Origin of the sequence: Psychrobacter maritimus, from assembly GCF_904846345.1 — a bacterium.
Classification (GTDB): domain Bacteria; phylum Pseudomonadota; class Gammaproteobacteria; order Pseudomonadales; family Moraxellaceae; genus Psychrobacter; species Psychrobacter maritimus.
The window spans coordinates 38,858-56,632 of record NZ_CAJHAJ010000011.1; the positions used below are offsets into that span (position 1 = coordinate 38,858).

The window sequence follows — 17,775 nt, forward strand, 5'->3', positions numbered from 1 at the left end:
AACAGCATGGATGCATGGCGGAAAAGTTATTTAATGACCAACATAAAGTCGAGCAATGGCTTACACAACGCCAAAGTCCCCTCTTAATTTTGTGATAATGTGATAAAAGGATGTATCTCATGACCTACTTAATCTCTAAACCCTTAACTTTGGCTGCCTTTATGGCACTTGGTTTGGCGGGTTGTAATAATAGCAATCAAACCAACACTGAAGCGCCGCCAGCAGATGGGGCGACTACGACAGAAGCGGCAGCAAATGCCAACGGCACACTACAAAAAATCAAAGATTCAGGCACTATCGTGGTCGGTCACCGTGATTCTTCTATTCCGTTCTCTTATATCGCTGATGACCCAAATCAGCCGATTGGCTACGCCCATGATTTAGAGATGAAAGTGGTTGAAGCGGTAAAAGAAAAACTGAATATGCCTGATCTAAAAATTCGTTATAACCTGATCACCTCACAAACTCGTATTCCTTTGGTACAAAACGGCACGGTCGACTTTGAATGTGGTTCAACGACCAATAACGAAGAACGCCAAAAACAAGTGGCCTTCTCAAACGGCTTCTTTGAAATTGGCACGCGTTTATTGACCAAAAAAGACTCAGGTATCCAAGACTTTGAAGACCTAAAAGGTAAAACCTTGGTCACTACCGCCGGTACGACTTCAGAGCGTTACATCCGTCAGTACAATGATGATAAGAAAATGAATACCAATATCATCTCAGCAAAAGACCATGGCGAAGGCTTCTTGATGCTAGAGAATGGTCGCGCTGATGCCTTTATGATGGATGATGTGTTGCTTGCGGGCGAAAAAGCCAAAGCAAAAAATCCTGATGACTGGGTTATCGTTGGTACACCGCAATCGTTTGAGATTTATGGTTGTATGATGCGTAAAGACGACCCTGAATTTAAAGCGGTGGTCGATGAAGCGCTTGCCAATGTCTTTAGCTCAGGCGAGATTAATAGCATTTATGACAAATGGTTCTTAAACCCAATCCCACCAAAAAATGTCAATCTAAACTTTGAGATGTCAGACAATCTAAAAGCCTTGATTGCCAATCCACATGATAGCGCTCAGCCAAAAGTCGCGACAGCACAGTAATTATTGTCCCTCAACATAGCTTGCTTGCGCGCTCAGATTGATAGCAATGTCAATCGGGCGCGTCGGCTTTTCAATCGCTGCTTGGAGAGACAATCATGAATTATAGCTGGAACTGGGGTGTGCTCTTTGAGCAGACCGGTATCGGTAACGAGCTTTATATCCATTGGATGATTACAGGTCTAGGCTGGCTGTTATTGATTGGCAGTATTGCTTGGGCCATTGCCATGGTCGTTGGTACTATTTTTGGTATCATGCGCACCTTGCCGAATAAGGCTGCCCGTAGCATCGGCACCGCCTATGTGACGTTTTTTCGTAATATTCCACTTCTCGTACAATTATTCTTTTGGTTTTATATTGCCCCCGGTTGGCTGACGCCCGCGATACAGGACTGGTGGTATAAAGACTTATCTCCTAATACCTCAGCCATGCTGTCAGCAAGTATTGGTCTAGGTTTATTTACTGCGGCGCGTATCGTCGAACAAGTGCGTACTGGTATCGAATCGCTTCCTGAAGGGCAGGTCAATGCGGCTTATGCGCTTGGCTTTACGATTCCGCAGGCTTATAAAGAAGTGCTATTACCGCAAGCGTTTCGAATTATCCTGCCACCGCTGAGCTCGGAGCTGACCAACTGCTTTAAAAATGCCTCAGTAGCATCCCTCGTTGGGGTAATGGAGCTGATTAGCCAAACCAAAACCATCAGTGAATATACCCAAAACAGCCTCGAGATTTATACTTATGCGACCATTATTTATCTGATCTTTAATCTGTCCTTGATTGCTATTATGGGTTTGATAGAACGTAAATTACGTGTGCCCGGGCTGATTGCAGGAGGTCAAAAATGAACATGATGACCGAACTTGCAACGGCGTATCCCGGTTTGATGGGCGGCATGCTGACCACTTTAAAGGTATTGTTTCTCGCTATTTTAGGTGGCATCAGCTTAGGAACGGTACTGGCCTTGATGCGCTTATCTGGTATTAAAGCGCTAGAAATTCCTGCCAAACTATACGTTAACTACTTCCGCTCAGTACCGTTACTATTGGTGCTGCTATGGTTTTATTTTGCCGTACCGATGATTTATTTTTGGATAGCGGGTAAGTATCTACAGTTAGATACTGCATTCACCTCGTGTGTCGTCGCCTTTATGATGTTTGAAGCAGCGTACTTCTCAGAAGTGGTACGGGCTGGTATCCAATCGATTGGTAGCGGGCAGGTTAATGCGGCAAAAGCGCTTGGCATGACTTATGGGCAAACGATGCGCTTGGTTATCTTGCCGCAAGCCTTTCGTAAAATGCTACCGCTGATTTTGCAGCAATGTATTATTTTATTCCAAGATACGACGTTGGTATTTGCCATTGGTCTGACCGATTTCTTCCGTGCCGCTTACGTCCGTGGTGAGCTGATGGGGCTATTAACGCCTTATATTTTAGGTGCAGGGGCTATTTATTTTATCATCAGCTTAAGTGCCTCTATCGGCGTGCAGCAACTGCAAAAACGCCTCAGATTTTAAGGTGAATTTAACGCAGTATTTTAAGATTAAGACTTTAATTTAATAAATATTATCGAAAGTAATGTGGTTAGGAGCCAGTGATGAATGAGCCAGTGGTAAATAATGCTGACACGTATATGAATAAATTTGGCGGACTGGTCACTGATAATGGGCATGCGAGCGATGAGATAGTCATTGAGATGTCTAATGTCAGTAAATGGTATGGTGACTTTCAAGTGCTAACTGACTGTAGCGCTCATGTGCATAAAGGTGATGTGGTGGTGGTCTGTGGCCCGTCGGGTAGTGGTAAATCGACCTTGATAAAAACCGTTAATGGACTTGAGCCATTTCAAAAAGGTAATATCATGGTCAACGGTATCTCGGTTGGCGCATCAAAGACCAATTTACCCAAATTGCGCAGCAGTGTTGGGATGGTATTCCAGCATTTTGAATTGTTTCCGCATCTGACCATTATTGATAACCTGATGGTCGCCCAAATCAAGGTATTGGGTCGTAAAGAAGACGAAGCTAAGAAAAAAGCCATGGCGTATCTAGACCGCGTTGGGCTGACGGTACAAGCGGCAAAATATCCCGCTGAGCTGTCCGGTGGTCAGCAGCAGCGTGTGGCGATTGCTCGTGCTTTGGCGATGGATCCAGTAGCCATGCTGTTTGACGAGCCAACCTCCGCGCTTGACCCAGAGATGATTCAAGAAGTGCTTGACGTGATGGTTGAGCTGACCCGTGATGGTATGACCATGATGTGTGTGACCCATGAAATGGGCTTTGCCAGTCAGGTTGCCAATCGGATTATCTTTATGGATGAAGGTCATATCGTCGAAAACTGTAGTAAAGATGAGTTTTTTGAAGGCGCAAAAAGTGACCGCGCGCAAATGTTCTTATCTAAGATTCTCAATCATTAAAGGTATTATTAAAAATATCATTCAGATTTACATCATCCAAAGCGTCTATTTATAGGCGCTTTTTTATGCCCGTAGCATATCTTATATTGATATATTCGATGATGATGTTGATGCAAATGACTACATTAGCGGCTACCTAGCTACATACTGGAATAGGTGAGTGAATGGCTGTTTACTGATACAATAACGGTCAATATGTTAAAAATTAAAATAATTCATAATATTGGAGCTAATATGAGTGTAGAAAATCCAACAGTAGCGGCAAGCAACGCATCTAAAGGTATTGTGATTATTGGTGCAGGCTTGGCAGGATGGCACGTGATTGATGCTATTCGTGCAAAGGATAAAGACATTCCAATTACCTTAATCACCTCTGATAATGGCGATCGTTATCATAAACCTATGCTAACCATGGCAATCAGCCAACAGAAAAGCGCTGCCGATTTGGTGCGGGCAACGGGTAGCGATGCCGCAGAGGCGGCGAATATTACCTTACTTGCCAATACGCAAGTGACGGATATTGACGCAGCTGCTCAAACCATACAGCTTATTTCGGCGCTGCGCTCAGACCCTGTTTATACCAATTACGCCACTATCAGCTATGAGAAATTGGTACTGGCGATGGGTGCGCATCCTATCTTTCCATCGAGCTTACCGGAGGACTTGGTTTGGCATGTCAACCATATTGAGCGCTTTGGTCAATTACAAGAAAAGCTCGCAGCTGGCAGTCAGCATGTTGCCATCGTTGGGGCTGGTATGGTTGGAACGGAAATTGCCGAAGATTTATTAAAAGCAGGTCATAAGGTAACCTTGATTGATTTAAATGACGCGCCGCTATCGCAAATGCTGCCGCCACAAGCGACAGCTCGTATTGCCAAAGCAGTGCAGTCGCAGGGCATTAACTTTTTAGGCGGTTATCAAGTATCTAATGTCATGCGTAATAATGACGGTAAGCTGCAAGTCAGCTATGAGCCGGTCGCAGCAGCAACCGACAGTAATATTGCTCAGACTCTTGAACCACTAATCGTTGACCATGTCATTGCCAGTACGGGTCTGACGGTTGATGATAAATTGCCAACCGCTGCTGGGGTCGAGTTCAATCGCCGCACCGGTATCGTGGTCGATGCGCCAACGCTGCGTACCAATACTGATAATATCTATGCGATTGGCGACTGTATGTCTATCAATGGCGTCGCCTGCCGTTATGTCGCGCCACTGCGCGCGCAGGCGGCAACGATTGCTGATGATATCTTGGGTCACGAGCACGGCGGCTATGAGCATAAGCCGCCGATGATTCGCTTAAAAAATAAAGCGATATCGGTGATGGCAACGGGCGTACCGCAAGCTGCTGGTAATTGGCAAGTAATCACTGAAACTGATGACGAGCTTATTATGGAATTGCTTGATGAGAATAATGCAGTCAGCGCGACGGTAACGATTAAAGCGCCGCCAATGGTTAAAGCCTAATCGTTAGCGGGCTAAATATTATCTAAATCTAGAATTTGTTGTCTAATTCTAATAATAGATTTAAAAATCAACTCTCATCAAAAAGCCAGCTGTGCAGCAAATGCATAACTGGCTTTTTTGGGTCAAATATTTGTCATGCTTTTATGCTATCTTTTACTCAGCGATTATTTTTAGTAATTAATTAAATGATACATATTGTATTACTATTATTGACAGCCTTCGATTTAAGGCGGTATAGTAGCTAACGCTCGTCAAGACCTGTTCAAGGAACAATGAATGGGTGACAGGCGACTCATTAGCACCATAAAAAGTAAAACGAAAGGACTCGTTATGACACAAGTTTCTGACTTCGATACCATTCTAAATAATATCCCCAGCATCAATATGGGCGCGCGCTCAGCAAATGCGCCACTTACCCAAAGCTATGATAAAGGTCCTGATGTGCCGCTGATTGAAGCGACCATTGGTGATTTTTTTGATGCTATCGTCTCCAAATACCCAGAGCGCGAAGCACTGGTCGTGCGCCATCAAAATATCCGCTGGACTTATCGTGAGCTACAACAGCATGTCAATCAGCTGGCTAGTAGTATGATTGAGATGGGACTCGAGATTGGTGATCGCATCGGTATCTGGTCGCACAACAATGCTGAATGGCTTTTGATGCAACTAGCGACCGCGAAAGTCGGCGTTATCCTCGTCAATATCAATCCTGCCTATCGTACCTTTGAGCTGCAATATGCTTTAAATAAACTTGGCTGCTCAGCACTCGTGCTCATGCGCCATTTTAAAAGCAGTGATTATGCCAGCTTAATTCGTGAGCTGTGTCTTGAGATTTATCATAAAGATTATACTCAGCTTGATTTGGTCGAGATTCCAACCATTGAGCGCATCATTTGGATTGATGAGCCAGACTCTGATGAAGAGTTTGGTTTTATGCAGAAGTTCTCTGCTTGGATGGCGGAAGGCGATGCCAACGATCCACGGGTTGCTGAGCGTCAAGCCCAGCTTAAAAACACCGATGCTATTAACGTCCAATTTACCAGTGGCACGACCGGCACACCAAAAGGCGCAACCTTAAGCCATCGCAATATCCTCAATAACGGCTACTTTATCGGTGAGGCCATGAATCTCACTGAGGAAGACAGACTGTGTATTCCAGTACCTTTATATCATTGCTTCGGTATGGTGCTCGGCAACTTAGCGATTCTGACCCATGGCGGTTGTATCGTCTATCCGAACGATGGCTTTGAGCCATTGTCAGTCCTGCAAGCAGTCGAAGAAGAAAAATGTACTGGTTTGCATGGCGTACCGACGATGTTTATCGCCGAGCTTGACCACCCTGAATTTGAAAAATTTGATTTATCGACTTTGCGTACTGGCATCATGGCCGGCTCTAGCTGTCCGATTGAAGTCATGCGCCGTGTCATTGATAAGATGCATATGAGTGAGGTTACCATTGCTTATGGCATGACTGAGACCAGTCCCGTTTCCTGCCAGACCAATGAGCATACGCCGTTAGAGAAGCAAGTATCGACCGTTGGTTTGGTGCAGCCTGCGCTTGAAGTCAAAGTGGTCGATACTGAAACAGGCGAGATTGTACCCTTAGGTGAAACTGGCGAGCTGCTGACCCGTGGTTATTCAGTGATGAAAGGCTATTGGGGCAGTCGCTTTAAAACCCGCGAAGCCATTCAAGATGGCTGGATGCATACCGGTGATTTGGCCACCATGGACGAAGATGGCTATGTCAAAATCGTTGGTCGTAGTAAAGACATGGTCATTCGTGGCGGTGAAAATATTTATCCTGTAGAGATTGAAAACTATCTTTATCGTCATCCAAAGATTCGTGATGTGCAAATCGTTGGCATCCCAGATGAGCGTTATGGTGAAGTACTGGCTGCATGGATTATTCCTAAAGAGCCTGACTGCCTGACTGAAGAAGAAGTGCGCCAGTTCTGTAGCGAGCATATCGCTCATTATAAAGTGCCGACTTACTACCGTTTTGTGACCGAATACCCGATGACCATCACTGGCAAAATTCAAAAATATAAAATTATCGAACAGATGAAAGAAGAGTTAGGCTTATAGTAAGCTTGCTTGTCAGGTATGAAATAACTAGACCTGAAAATCACGGATTAATCATGTGAGTAACGCTTAAAATAAATAGCAGCTAGAATAACTCGCATAACATAAAAAGCTACTCGCATTTACGTATAAAAGAAAAGGGATATCATGAGCGCTATCATAACCAGTAAACTGAGTCCAAACGCTGCTGAATTTCAGCAAAACAGTGCCGCCATGCAAGCGGTAGTCGATGACCTATATGTGCACTTGCGTAAAGTCGTCCAAGGCGGTTCAGAGCGTGCGCGAGCTAAGCATCTAGCACGTGGTAAGCTACTACCTCGTGAGCGTGTCGAGCGTTTGCTTGATGTGGGTACGCCATTTTTAGAGGTCGCGCCAATGGCAGCGCATGATATGTATGGCGAAGAGATTCCAGCGGCTGGCGTGATTGCGGGTATCGGCCGTATTAACGGCACTGAGTGTATGATTGTCTGTAATGATGCCACGGTAAAAGGCGGCACTTACTACCCAATGACGGTCAAAAAACACCTACGTGCCCAAGAAATTGCGCAAGAAAACAACTTACCTTGCGTATATTTGGTGGATTCAGGCGGCGCTAACTTACCCAACCAAGATGACGTATTCCCTGATAAAGAGCACTTTGGCCGTATCTTTTTTAACCAGGCCAATATGAGTGCTGCAGGCATTCCACAGATTGCTGTGGTTATGGGTAGCTGTACGGCGGGCGGTGCATACGTACCAGCGATGAGTGATGAGTCTATTATTGTTAAAGATCAAGGCACCATCTTTTTGGGTGGTCCACCACTCGTAAAAGCCGCAACAGGCGAGGAAGTCACCGCTGAAGATTTGGGCGGCGGCGATGTGCATACGCGTCTGTCAGGGGTGGTCGATCACTTAGCGCAGAACGACACTCATGCATTATCGATTGCGCGCAATATCGTCAGTCATCTCAATCGTCCTGCCAAGCAAATTCCGAATCAAATCAAACCCCGCCCACCACGCTATGATGCCAAAGAGCTATACGGCGTCATTCCAACGGATAAGCGCAAACCCTTTGATATCAAAGAAATCATCACTCGTATCGTCGATGACAGTGCCTTTGATGAATTCAAAGCACGTTTTGGTACCACGTTGGTTTGTGGATTTGCGCATATCGAAGGTATGCCAGTTGGCATCATCGCTAACAATGGCATCTTGTTTAGTGAGTCGGCGCAAAAAGGCACGCATTTCATTGAGCTGTGCTGTAAGCGTAAAATCCCATTGATATTCCTGCAAAACATAACCGGTTTTATGGTTGGTCGAAAATACGAAAATGAAGGTATCGCCCGTCATGGCGCCAAAATGGTCATGGCAGTAGCCAACGCGAAAGTGCCGAAATTTACCGTCATTGTCGGTGGCTCGTTCGGTGCCGGTAACTACGGCATGTGCGGCCGTGCTTATAGCCCACGTTTCTTATGGATGTGGCCAAATGCGCGTATCTCGGTGATGGGCGGTGAGCAAGCCGCCTCGGTACTGGCGACCGTCAAGCGTGACAATTTCGACCGTAAAGGTGAGGAATGGAGTGCGGAAGATGAAGCTGCCTTTAAAGCGCCGATTCTTGATATGTACGAAGAGCAAGGTCATCCATATTATGCAACGGCGCGTCTCTGGGATGATGGGGTGATTGATCCTGCAGATACTCGTAATGTGCTTGCGTTAGGACTGAGCGCTGCCTATAACGCACCGATTGAAGAGACGACTTATGGTGTCTTTAGAATGTAGATTAGTATTATATTTTCGATGAGAGAATGCTTTAGTTTAAAATGAAAGCTGTGTTACTAAGGTCAGTACGTGACTGGTAAAAAATTTTCTTGCGTGCTGTGCCTACGCCGACAGAGGCTCCGAAAATCTCTACCAGTCACCCATTTCTTTTCGAAGATAGAATGACGGTGTTAGAAGTAAAAAAGAACATTACGCAAAACTATCTGTAAAAAAAGACATGCAAAAGTTATCACAAAACATTGAGAAAAACCTATATGAATAATTATAAAAGCTTATTAGTTAACGTTGAGCAGCACGTCGCGACGGTAACTTTAAATCGCCCTGAGATACGTAATGCTTTTAATGACGAAATGATTACCGAGCTAACGGAAGTTTTCACCACGCTTGGCACTGATGATAACGTCCGAGTCATCGTGTTAGCGGCTGCTGGTAAAGCCTTCTGTGCTGGCGCGGATCTTAACTGGATGCGCGCGATGGCAGATTATAGCTATGAAGAGAACCTAGCCGATGCGGATAAGCTCGCGCAAATGCTTAAGACCATTTATGAATGTCCTAAGCCAACGATAGCTGCTATACAAGGTGATGTCTATGCAGGTGGTATGGGCTTGGTTGCAGTTTGTGATGTGGCCATCGCTGTGAGAATCGCCAATTTTTGTCTTAGCGAAGTTCGTTTAGGGTTAGCGCCTGCAACGATTAGCCCTTATGTCATACGCGCATTAGGTGCTAGAGCCTCACAGCGCTATTTCTTAAGTGCGGAAGTATTCGATGCTAAAAAGGCGCGTCAGTTGGGCTTTATCCATGAACGCGTCAGCGAAGAGTCGCTTAACGATGCCGTTGCGGCGTTTTGCGATAAAGTGGTCAAAAACAGCCCCGACGCGGTTAAGACCTGCAAACGCTTATTGCATGAAGTAGCGGGCGCACCCATTACCGATGAATTGATTGCCGATACCGTCAAAGGTATTGCTGATATTCGTTCATCAGAGCAAGGTAAAGAAGGCGTGCAAGCTTTTTTACAGAAGCGTAAACCAAGTTGGTTAATTTAGGGTGACAAGACTTAGAATAAGCTGTTTAAGAATCAGACGTTATTCAAAAAAGGTGACAGTATAATGTTAGGAAAATGCTTGTGTGGTGATATCGAGTTTTCTGTTGACATACAGACTGACCCTTTTAAGATTTATCAGTGCCATTGTTCATTGTGCAAAAAACAATCAGGCTCAAGTGCCAATTCAGCGACCATTATCGAAGCGACACATTTCAAATGGATAAAAAGTGACAATATAAAAACTTGGCAAAAAGAGACGGGATTTAGCTCACACTTTTGTACAAACTGTGGCTGTCCTGTTCCCAATGCCTTTGCAAGTAAGTATTACTGGATACCCGTGGGTTTATTAGAGTTTGATAATAAGTCGGTTGCTATAGAGGTTGTCGCTAACTTCTGCTTAAGCACAAAGTCCAATTGGCATAGTGTCAATATAACGTCTAAAAAATTCGATGCGTTACCTAAATTAAAAAATATATTGGAACTTTTATCCTAAATTCTTAGGATTTTTCCAACTGAGCTTAAAACGTACATATTCTAAATGATATTTAGAAAGATCATTAGAAAATAATAAAATTATCATTAGCTTTCTGCACTTTTTTAAGTTATAGATTAAACGATAAGGACTGTCATGTTTTCTAAAATTCTAATCGCCAACCGTGGTGAAATTGCCTGCCGTGTTGCAGCAACTGCCAAGCGTCTGGGTATTCGTACCGTTGCTGTTTATTCTGATGCCGACCGTGAGGCCAAGCATGTCGCTGTCTGTGATGAAGCTGTTTATTTGGGCGGATCGTCTCCCAAAGACAGCTATCTTAAAGGCGATGCTATCATTGCGATTGCTAAAGAGACTGGTGCACAAGCAATTCACCCCGGTTATGGTTTTTTAAGTGAAAACGCCGATTTTGCGCAAGCCTGTCAGGATGCAGGACTGGTCTTTATTGGTCCATCCGCTGATGCGATTCGCGCGATGGGCGGCAAGTCTGAGTCCAAGCGTTTGATGGAAGCCGCTGGCGTGCCATTGATACCGGGTTATCATGGTGACAATCAAGATGCCGAGTTTTTAAAACAGCAAGCGGATAGCATTGGCTATCCAGTATTGATTAAAGCCAGTGCGGGCGGTGGCGGTAAAGGCATGCGTATCGTTGAGCAGAGCAGCGATTTTATTGACCTGTTGGACTCCTGTCGCCGCGAAGCGATTACCAGCTTCGGTAATGACCAAGTATTGATTGAAAAGTACGCCCTAAAACCACGCCATATCGAAATTCAAGTATTTGGTGATACGCATGGCAATTATGTGCATCTGTTTGAGCGTGATTGCTCGGTACAACGCCGCCATCAAAAGGTATTAGAGGAAGCGCCAGCTCCAGGTGTTGACGCTACCATGCGTGAAGCGATGGGAACAGCGGCAATCGAAGCGGCGCGTGCCGTCAATTATTTTGGTGCAGGCACGGTTGAGTTTATCGTTGAACAGCGTGAAGGTTCTATGGATTTTTACTTCATGGAGATGAATACCCGTCTGCAAGTTGAGCATCCGGTTAGTGAAGCCATCACTGGTGTCGATTTGGTCGAGTGGCAACTCTTGGTCGCCGCGGGTCAGCCATTACCTAAGCAGCAAGAAGATCTGGCGATTAATGGTCATGCGATTGAAGCGCGTATCTGTGCAGAAAACCCTGACAATGGCTTTTTGCCAGCGACAGGCACTTTATTTACTTATCAAAAACCTGAGCACAGTACTTTTGTTATTAATAAAAGCGGTACCGATGTACGTATCGATGATGGCGTACGCGAAGGTGATGTGATTAGCCCGTTCTACGACTCTATGATTGCTAAGCTTATCGTTCATGCGCCAACTCGTGAGCAAGCATTAGCGAAACTTGATCGCGCATTGGGACAAACGCGTATTGTTGGCTTGCCGACTAACGTGGCGTTTTTGCGCTATATTCTCAATACTGAGTCGTTTAGCCAAGCCAATCTCCATACGGCGTTGATAGAGCGTGAGGCGGACGAGCTGTTTAATCAGCATCCGCTGCAGTTATCGACGCTTGCTGTTACTGCTATCGCCCAGCAGCTTGCCAGTGAAGGGATTGCACCAGACGCAGATGCAGATCCGTTTAGTAAGCCTACTGGTTTCCGTGCTTATAACGCTTATGCAAGATCGTTTAGCTTGATATATGATGAGCAAGCGTACCAAGCACGTATTAGCAATTGGCACAATGCCCATTATTCTGATAGTAAAAAGGGTGCTGAAAATACCAGCAGCTTTACGTTGGTCATTGAAAAAGAAATCGCTACCACTCAGGATAATAGCAATATCAATGTAGCTGCTGAGTTGGAAACTGTTTATGAAGGTGAAGTCAGCTACGCCAGCAGTGACGCACACAATCATACTTTATGGTTGGAAGGCGCACGTATCAATGCCCAGAGCTGGGTACATAATGAGACCGTTTATGTGTTCACTGATAGCGGTCGTGATGAGATTACACTAATTGATATCATGGCACACGTCGGCGAAGAGTCTGTAGCGGTCGGTAGCTTAAAATCGCCAATGCCAGGACAGGTCGTTGCCTTTAAAGTGGCTGTCGGCGATAGCGTGAAGAAAGGCGAGCCACTCGCCGTTATCGAAGCGATGAAAATTGAACATACCATTACCGCGCCGACTGATGGTGTGGTAGCAGAGTTATTATTTGCGGCGGGCGACTCGGTTGCTGATGGTGATGAGTTACTGCGTATCGATACTGAAGCTAGCGAAGCTTAAGAACTGAAGTATAAGAACAATGAAAGGATAATAACCATGAGCCATTCGTATCCAGAGCACGTCACCATCGTTGATGTCAGTCCACGTGATGGCTTGCAAAATGAAGCAATGACGGTACCGACTGCGGTTAAACAAAGGCTGATCAACGATTTAATCGCAGCAGGCGTCAAAAAACTCGAAGCGACCAGCTTTGTCTCGCCAAAGTGGGTGCCGCAAATGGGCGACAATAGCGCACTGCTCGAAGCTTTAGAGCCCACACGCCATGCCGATGTTTGTTATTCGGTACTCGTGCCCAATATGCGCGGTTTTGAAAATGCGATCAATCATCGTCCTGATGAAATCGTCATCTTTGGCTCAGCCAGTGAGACCTTTAGCCAAAAAAACATCAATTGCAGTATCGATGAAAGTATTGAGCGTTTTGCCCCCGTTGCCGCTGCGGCAAAAGAGCAGGGCATAAAGGTACGCGGCGTTATCTCTTGCACGGTCGGTTGTCCTTATGAGGGCGAGATTGACCCTAGCCAAGTGGCTTATGTCACTAAGCGTTTGCTTGAGATTGGTTCAGAACAAATTGGTATCGCCGATACGATTGGTGTTGGTACACCGCTAAAAGTACAGCGCGCGCTACAAGCTGCACTAGAATACGCTGATATCAGCATGCTATCAGGACATTTTCATGATACTTATGGTCAAGCCGTCAGCAATACCTTGGCTGCCTTACAAATGGGCGTCAGCGAATTTGATACCTCAGTGGCGGGGCTTGGCGGTTGTCCGTATGCCAAAGGCGCAACGGGTAATGTCGCAACTGAAGATGTCGTTTATATGCTGCACGGTATGGGCATTCACACTGGCATTGATTTAGACAAGTTGGTCATGGCTGGTGAGCGTATTAGTGAGTTTCTAGGTCGCCGCAATGGGTCAAGCGTGGCGCGTGCGTTGATTAATAAGCGTCAGTCCTAATTAAATGCGCTGAAAATATAATGGCTTTAAAGACAAATTAACATTTAATATTTAAAACATCAAAATACAAGGAATGGTTATGAGTTTACCTGGATTGAATTTTCAGCTTGGCGAAGATATCGACGCGTTACGTGATGTGGTGCAGCAGTTTGCAGCGAAAGAAATCGCCCCGCGTGCCGCTGAGATTGACAGTAGCGATGAGTTTCCAATGGATTTATGGCAAAAGATGGGTGATTTAGGTCTACATGGTATCACCGTTCCTGAAGAGTACGGCGGCTCTAACATGGGATACGTCGCTCATATGGTTGCGATGGAAGAGATTAGCCGTGCTTCTGCTTCCGTAGCGCTGAGCTATGGTGCGCACTCTAATCTATGTATCAACCAAATCAAACGTAATGGCTCAGAGGAACAAAAGCAAAAGTATCTGCCAAAACTCATTAGCGGTGAATTCATCGGTGCACTAGCGATGAGTGAAACCGGTGCGGGATCAGATGTCGTTAGTATGAAGCTAAAAGCCGAAGAAAAAGATGGCAGTTACGTGTTGAATGGTAGCAAAATGTGGATTACCAATGGTCCTGATGCTGACGTGATGGTGGTTTATGCTAAGACCAATCCAGAGCTGGGTGCTAAGGGCATGACGGCATTTATCGTGGAAAAAGGCATGGAAGGTTTTGGTACGGCACAAAAGCTAGACAAACTTGGCATGCGCGGTAGCCATACGGGCGAGATGACTTTTGACAATGTTGAAGTACCTAAAGAAAATATCTTGGGCGGCTTAAACGAAGGCGTTAAGGTACTGATGAGTGGACTTGATTATGAGCGTGCAGTATTGGCGGCAGGTCCTATCGGTATCATGCAAGCGGTGATGGATAACGTTGTTCCGTACATCCATGATCGTAAGCAGTTTGGTCAAGCGATTGGTGAGTTCCAACTCATCCAAGGTAAAGTTGCAGATATGTATACCATCCTGCAAGCGGGGCGTAGCTTCTTATATACCGTTGGCAAGAATTTGGATATGCTCGATCAACGCGGCGCTGGTCACAGTCGAGAAGTGCGTAAAGATTGCGCCAGTGTGATTTTATGGTGTGCCGAAAAAGCCACTTGGATGGCAGGCGAGGGTATCCAGATTTTTGGCGGTAATGGCTATACCAATGAGTATCCGCTTGGTCGTTACTGGCGTGATGCTAAGCTCTATGAAATCGGCGCGGGTACCAGTGAGATTCGCCGTATGTTGGTCGGTCGTGAATTGTTTAACGAGACTAAGTAAAAATTATTGAGGGTTCGTTAGATAGTAAATTCGAAATAAAATGGATACATTAATATCCTCGTGCTAATGGGCAAAATTTTTCTTGCGTGCTGTTCGCAGGCGTGACAGAGGCGACGAAAAACTCATCCCTTTAGCACTCTGTATTGGTCTCAAATCTAATAGACATAAAAAAGCAGGACGTTTTAAGCGTCCTGCTTTTTTAATTTCTAGCTTATAAAAATTTTTCAGTCATCATGCCTGTTTACTATGATCAAAATAGCGCGCAAGACCATTTAATAATAAATCATCACGCAGGCGCACTGGGCGGTTGACGTGTTGCGCAATGATGGCTGCATCACCACCCGTCATAATGACTTCAAAGTTGGGATGACGGTTACTGATCTCATTGATCGCACCAACGATGGATAATAATATCCCACGATGGACCGCATCTTGCGTGGTGGTGCCCTGACTGACGCTATCAAACGTACCGTTAGAGATGGTGATTTGCTTGGTACCAGAGAATAGGGATTCACGTTGCAGATAGATACTTGGGAAAATATAACCGCCTAAATGCTCAGCGTGATCAATCAAATCAATCGTCACCGCTGTACCGCAACCAATCACGCATTGACGCTTTTTCTTATCAACTGCGCCCAGCATCTGTAGCCAACGATCACAGCCGAGCTGCTCGTCATTGTAGGCGCTACGCATCAATGGGTGCGCCGCATCAACATGGACAAACTCAAACGGAATATCTAGACGACTCAAAGTCTCTGATACTTTTACGTTGAGCTCGTCACCCAGTACCGACGAGATACCGATAAAGTCGGGCGCATAACGCTCAAAACGATCGGTCAGACCCATGAGTAATTCGGCCGGCGCTTGCAAGTGCTGTTTGGCATCGTGCGCGACTATCTGCCCGATATCATCGGTGAGCCAGTATTTAAGACGGGTATTGCCAAGATCTAACCAGAGCATAAAAATCCCTTTATATGGTGCTCGTTAAGTATGTGGTTTAAGCTTCACGAATCACATCAATACGACCGGTAAAAAGCGCAGAAATCTTACCGTTATCTTCACGTAATTGCAAACAGCCGTTTGTATCAATACTGCAGGCGTCACCAGTGATGACATGCAAATTATCATCATGGTCTTGGCTGACACGTAATCGCAGACCTGCCAATGCATCCATCGTCGCAAACTCTTGCAAAAAGCTATCCAGATAGTAGGTATGCCCAGTGGGTCTTTCTATATCAAAATGCTCAAAGCGCGTCATAGCCGCCAGTAATGCTTCACTAATTTGCTGATAAAGCGTCTGCAAGATAGGTAAATTGTACGCGTTATCTGACACCAGCATGCCGTAAATATCTTGTAAGCTAATGGCTTGATAGCTCATGCCTTCACAAGTTTGTGCGGTTAGCTTTGGCGTGGCTTGTACATTCAATCCAACGCCCATGACCACGCCGACCAATTTTCCTGCCTTCCAAACAGGTTCAATTAAAATACCTGCAAGCTTATTAAATTGAATAATTTGTGTGTCTGGTTCAGCTTTATCTGCTTCAGATGAATTTCGATAAAAGCCCAAATCATTAGCCCATTTTACGCCAATAGGGATTAAACCTTGCGCGCGTAATTGTTCATTTAACCTTTGGATAATAGGCATTTTTGCCAACTCGACGCCGATAATTAACGATAATAAACCGCTAATGGGCATGTGTACTGGATGGTATAACGACAGATAGACATTGCCGCGCGGTGATTGCCATGAGCGTCCTCGCTGTCCGCGTCCTGCACTTTGGGTCTCAGCCGTTAATAGATGCAACTCAGTAGCGTCAAGCGTAGCATCTTGCACAGCGTCTATCAGCTCACTATTGGTAGAGGCGCTGCTGGTCACATGACGATGGGTAAGTTCGGGTAAATGGACGGAATAATTGGCTGGTGACGGCATAGATATAGATAACGGCATAAATTTAGTCGCTGTAGTTCATATAAGGTTTAATCGAGTCTTTAAGATAGCATTTGATATACTAAGGCAATTTTAAAAATGACAGCCATCGGCAGAATTGTCACGACTTAAATACTAATGACGCGCAGGCGCTGGTTATTATCAACTAAAAATAATCATTATAAAAGGTAGTACTATGATGTTGTATGTGTGGTTTGTCATTGCAGGCGCGTTTGCTGGCGTCAGCGCAGGTCTATTTGGCGTCGGTGGCGGCATGATTATCGTGCCAGCATTGGTATGGATTTTTACTGCGTATCATTTCCCCCCTGAAGTGGTGACTCATTTAGCGATTGGCACTTCCTTGGCGACCATCGTTGTGACTTCGATTAGCTCATTGACTGCGCATAATAAGCGCGGCGGTGTACGCTGGGAAGTATGGCGCAAAATGGCATTGGGCTTGGTTATCGGTAGTTTGGTCGGAGCAGGCATTGCCGATATGATTGACGGTAAGGTATTGCAAGCGATTATCGGTGTCGGCGCGTTATTGGTCGCTTTAAAGATGTTGTTCTTCTCTAACAAAGAGCAGTTAGGTAAGCCGTTACCGTCAGCTGGTGTGCAGTTTGGCGCGGGTACGGGCATTGGTATGGCATCGTCTATTTTTGGGATTGGTGGTGGCAGTTTGACCGTACCGTTTTTAAATTGGGCAGGGCTACCGATGAAACAATCGGTCGGCACTTCAGCTGCTTGTGGGCTACCGATTGCATTGGCTGGCGCGGCAGGCTTTGCATGGTTTGGTCAAGACGTGGTCAATTTACCTGAGGGTACGATAGGCTTTGTCCATATCACAGGATTCTTATGTATTTCCGTTGCTAGCTTTGCGATGGCAAAAGTTGGCGCCAAACTTGCCCATGTGCTGCCTGCGCTAACGCTTAAGCGAGCTTTTGGGGTGTTGCTATTGTTTGCCGGCGGGCAGCTTTTGTTAAGTGGGATTGGGGTGATTTAGGGCGATTT

The 17,775-nt window shown here is 45.5% G+C and carries 15 protein-coding genes; 13 read left to right on the top strand and 2 right to left on the bottom strand.

Annotated features, from left to right (window positions below):
• Positions 1–119 precede the first annotated feature (119 nt).
• The 12 genes from JMX50_RS11970 to JMX50_RS12025 all read left to right on the top strand — a co-directional run bounded on the left by JMX50_RS11970 (position 120) and on the right by JMX50_RS12025 (position 14,837).
• Positions 120–1,103, top strand: coding sequence for a glutamate/aspartate ABC transporter substrate-binding protein (locus tag JMX50_RS11970; RefSeq protein WP_201619833.1), 984 nt, complete (start codon positions 120–122; stop codon positions 1,101–1,103).
• Between the two features lie 95 nt (positions 1,104–1,198).
• Entirely contained in the window at positions 1,199–1,945 is a 747-nt protein-coding gene (locus tag JMX50_RS11975; protein ID WP_201629714.1) for an amino acid ABC transporter permease, read from the top strand.
• On the top strand, positions 1,942–2,613 hold the full coding sequence (locus JMX50_RS11980; RefSeq protein ID WP_183619868.1) for an ABC transporter permease subunit: 672 nt from the start codon (positions 1,942–1,944) through the stop codon (positions 2,611–2,613). The genes JMX50_RS11975 and JMX50_RS11980 overlap by 4 nt, the downstream gene beginning before the upstream one ends.
• 116 nt (positions 2,614–2,729) lie before the next feature.
• Positions 2,730–3,512 carry an amino acid ABC transporter ATP-binding protein gene (locus tag JMX50_RS11985; RefSeq protein WP_201562444.1) on the top strand — a complete coding sequence of 261 codons (783 nt, stop codon included), beginning with the start codon at positions 2,730–2,732 and terminating at the stop codon, positions 3,510–3,512.
• A 234-nt stretch (positions 3,513–3,746) separates the two neighbouring features.
• Positions 3,747–4,979 carry an FAD-dependent oxidoreductase gene (locus JMX50_RS11990; protein ID WP_201629715.1) on the top strand — a complete coding sequence of 411 codons (1,233 nt, stop codon included), beginning with the start codon at positions 3,747–3,749 and terminating at the stop codon, positions 4,977–4,979.
• A 330-nt stretch (positions 4,980–5,309) separates the two neighbouring features.
• Positions 5,310–7,064, top strand: a complete 1,755-nt coding sequence (locus JMX50_RS11995) for an AMP-binding protein (protein WP_201629717.1) — start codon at positions 5,310–5,312, stop codon at positions 7,062–7,064.
• A 144-nt stretch (positions 7,065–7,208) separates the two neighbouring features.
• Positions 7,209–8,819, top strand: coding sequence for a carboxyl transferase domain-containing protein (locus tag JMX50_RS12000; RefSeq protein WP_201629719.1), 1,611 nt, complete (start codon positions 7,209–7,211; stop codon positions 8,817–8,819).
• Between the two features lie 254 nt (positions 8,820–9,073).
• A complete protein-coding gene (locus tag JMX50_RS12005) occupies positions 9,074–9,862 on the top strand; it encodes an enoyl-CoA hydratase/isomerase family protein (RefSeq protein ID WP_201629720.1) in 789 nt (262 codons plus the stop codon).
• Between the two features lie 63 nt (positions 9,863–9,925).
• On the top strand, positions 9,926–10,354 hold the full coding sequence (locus JMX50_RS12010) for a GFA family protein (RefSeq protein ID WP_201629721.1): 429 nt from the start codon (positions 9,926–9,928) through the stop codon (positions 10,352–10,354).
• 135 nt (positions 10,355–10,489) lie between these two features.
• Positions 10,490–12,613, top strand: a complete 2,124-nt coding sequence (locus JMX50_RS12015; RefSeq protein WP_201629722.1) for an acetyl/propionyl/methylcrotonyl-CoA carboxylase subunit alpha — start codon at positions 10,490–10,492, stop codon at positions 12,611–12,613.
• A 36-nt stretch (positions 12,614–12,649) separates the two neighbouring features.
• A complete protein-coding gene (locus JMX50_RS12020) occupies positions 12,650–13,570 on the top strand; it encodes a hydroxymethylglutaryl-CoA lyase (RefSeq protein WP_201629723.1) in 921 nt (306 codons plus the stop codon).
• Between the two features lie 79 nt (positions 13,571–13,649).
• Entirely contained in the window at positions 13,650–14,837 is a 1,188-nt protein-coding gene (locus tag JMX50_RS12025; protein WP_201629724.1) for an isovaleryl-CoA dehydrogenase, read from the top strand.
• Positions 14,838–15,068: 231 nt separating this feature from the next.
• Here JMX50_RS12025 and JMX50_RS12030 read toward each other — a convergent pair whose 3' ends face one another.
• Both JMX50_RS12030 and JMX50_RS12035 read right to left on the bottom strand, forming a co-directional pair.
• On the bottom strand, positions 15,069–15,797 hold the full coding sequence (locus tag JMX50_RS12030) for a pantothenate kinase (protein WP_201629726.1): 729 nt from the start codon (positions 15,795–15,797) through the stop codon (positions 15,069–15,071).
• A 37-nt stretch (positions 15,798–15,834) separates the two neighbouring features.
• Positions 15,835–16,785, bottom strand: coding sequence for a biotin--[acetyl-CoA-carboxylase] ligase (locus JMX50_RS12035; protein ID WP_201629727.1), 951 nt, complete (start codon positions 16,783–16,785; stop codon positions 15,835–15,837).
• A 178-nt stretch (positions 16,786–16,963) separates the two neighbouring features.
• Here JMX50_RS12035 and JMX50_RS12040 point away from each other — a divergent pair, with 178 nt between their 5' ends.
• Complete coding sequence (locus JMX50_RS12040; RefSeq protein ID WP_201629750.1) at positions 16,964–17,767, top strand: sulfite exporter TauE/SafE family protein; 804 nt, start codon at positions 16,964–16,966, stop codon at positions 17,765–17,767.
• The last annotated feature ends 8 nt before the right edge of the window (positions 17,768–17,775 follow it).

What these genes read in the sequence shown, in the direction of transcription:
- JMX50_RS11970 (WP_201619833.1), top strand. Translation starts at nt 120, where the DNA reads ATGACCTACTTAATCTCTAAACCCTTAACTTTGGCTGCCTTTATGGCA.
- JMX50_RS11975 (WP_201629714.1), top strand. Translation starts at nt 1,199, where the DNA reads ATGAATTATAGCTGGAACTGGGGTGTGCTCTTTGAGCAGACCGGTATC.
- JMX50_RS11980 (WP_183619868.1), top strand. Translation starts at nt 1,942, where the DNA reads ATGAACATGATGACCGAACTTGCAACGGCGTATCCCGGTTTGATGGGC.
- JMX50_RS11985 (WP_201562444.1), top strand. Translation starts at nt 2,730, where the DNA reads ATGAATAAATTTGGCGGACTGGTCACTGATAATGGGCATGCGAGCGAT.
- JMX50_RS11990 (WP_201629715.1), top strand. Translation starts at nt 3,747, where the DNA reads ATGAGTGTAGAAAATCCAACAGTAGCGGCAAGCAACGCATCTAAAGGT.
- JMX50_RS11995 (WP_201629717.1), top strand. Translation starts at nt 5,310, where the DNA reads ATGACACAAGTTTCTGACTTCGATACCATTCTAAATAATATCCCCAGC.
- JMX50_RS12000 (WP_201629719.1), top strand. Translation starts at nt 7,209, where the DNA reads ATGAGCGCTATCATAACCAGTAAACTGAGTCCAAACGCTGCTGAATTT.
- JMX50_RS12005 (WP_201629720.1), top strand. Translation starts at nt 9,074, where the DNA reads ATGAATAATTATAAAAGCTTATTAGTTAACGTTGAGCAGCACGTCGCG.
- JMX50_RS12010 (WP_201629721.1), top strand. Translation starts at nt 9,926, where the DNA reads ATGTTAGGAAAATGCTTGTGTGGTGATATCGAGTTTTCTGTTGACATA.
- JMX50_RS12015 (WP_201629722.1), top strand. Translation starts at nt 10,490, where the DNA reads ATGTTTTCTAAAATTCTAATCGCCAACCGTGGTGAAATTGCCTGCCGT.
- JMX50_RS12020 (WP_201629723.1), top strand. Translation starts at nt 12,650, where the DNA reads ATGAGCCATTCGTATCCAGAGCACGTCACCATCGTTGATGTCAGTCCA.
- JMX50_RS12025 (WP_201629724.1), top strand. Translation starts at nt 13,650, where the DNA reads ATGAGTTTACCTGGATTGAATTTTCAGCTTGGCGAAGATATCGACGCG.
- JMX50_RS12030 (WP_201629726.1), bottom strand. Translation starts at nt 15,797, where the DNA reads ATGCTCTGGTTAGATCTTGGCAATACCCGTCTTAAATACTGGCTCACC.
- JMX50_RS12035 (WP_201629727.1), bottom strand. Translation starts at nt 16,785, where the DNA reads ATGCCGTTATCTATATCTATGCCGTCACCAGCCAATTATTCCGTCCAT.
- JMX50_RS12040 (WP_201629750.1), top strand. Translation starts at nt 16,964, where the DNA reads ATGTTGTATGTGTGGTTTGTCATTGCAGGCGCGTTTGCTGGCGTCAGC.